General features: G+C 45.2%; 2 pseudogenes. Both read left to right on the top strand.

What is annotated here, in order from left to right:
- Nucleotides 1–633 (top strand): annotated as a pseudogene (locus QVP90_RS16300) (AAA family ATPase); the annotation flags it as partial.
- Nucleotides 634–716: 83 nt separating this feature from the next.
- Nucleotides 717–1,227, top strand: a pseudogene (locus tag QVP90_RS16295) (hypothetical protein); the annotation flags it as partial.

The raw sequence follows: 1,227 nt of genomic DNA, 5'->3' as shown, positions 1-1,227 counted from the left end.
TCGACGCTCTTAATGAGGGGGTATTTGAGAAAGAACACACCATAGCCCTTTCTTTATTGGCGGCCATTGCCGGAGAAAGTATTTTCCTGTTAAGTCCTCCGGGAGTAGCCAAGAGTTTAGTAGCACGAAAACTGAAATATGCATTCAAAGAAAACAATGCGTTCGAATACCTGATGTCACGTTTCAGTACTCCGGATGAGATTTTCGGGCCGGTATCGATCTCGAAATTTAAAGATGAAGATACCTATGAACGGATTACCGAAGGATATCTTCCTACAGCATCAGTGGCTTTCCTGGATGAAATATGGAAAGCAGGACCGGCCATACAGAACTTCCCTGCTGACAGTAATCAATGAAAAGGTATACCGGAACGGACAGTTTACAGTGAAAGTCCCGTTGAAAGTGCTGATAGCGGCTTCTAACGAACTACCGGCAAAGGGAGAAGGGTTGGAAGCACTTTATGACCGCTTCCTTATCCGGCAATTTGTGGGCTGTATCGAACAGGAATTCGCTTTTGACCGGATGATTGCTTCGACAAAGGATACAGAACCGAATATACCGGAGAAACTGCCGATCGAACAGGAAGAATACTGCAAAATGCAGGCGGAGGCAGAGACAGTGCCCCTGCCATTCAGGTGGTCGATACTTTTTATCACCGCATCGAAGGATAGCGGATAGCCGGTAACCTGCTAAAGTTTGCTTCCGACTATCAGAATCTGAAAAAGAAGAGAACAGGGACTATTAGACTAAAGGAATTGCAAGACAGGTACTATGACCGCCTGCAAGAGATTGCCTACGAGGTGTATGATGCTACACAATCTCATCATTAAACCGGAAGAATTGGATACGGATATCCGGCAATATTTCCGGCATACGCTTCCCTCCCTGCAAGAGTTCTATTCACAGTATGCCGCCCAATGGGAGTATTTCCATGAAACGGATGAAGCCTCGGATGCGAAGTTCCTGCATTTTCTGAAAAACAGTGCTTATCCGTTTTCCATGAGGTATAATATGGTAGATCTCAATGTAAAGTACTATCTGGAACGTTTTCAAGCCCTCAGACCACGTTCGAAAGAATTGATAAAGATATTGGGAAAGCAACATCAGGGGATACAAAAGCGTTTTAAAATGACTGCCGGCATTCGAAGAGAAGAGATCGTGACACATTCCACCCGAAGCGATATTACCGGCATTTGCGAAGGTAACGATCTCAACAGCCTGCTCCCT

The sequence above is a fragment of the Bacteroides sp. CAG:189 genome (assembly GCF_000432295.1).
In the GTDB taxonomy this organism is placed as follows: domain Bacteria; phylum Bacteroidota; class Bacteroidia; order Bacteroidales; family Bacteroidaceae; genus Bacteroides; species Bacteroides salyersiae.
Note: the sequence above shows the minus strand (reverse complement) of the source record. Positions and strands in the feature narration are given on the sequence as shown.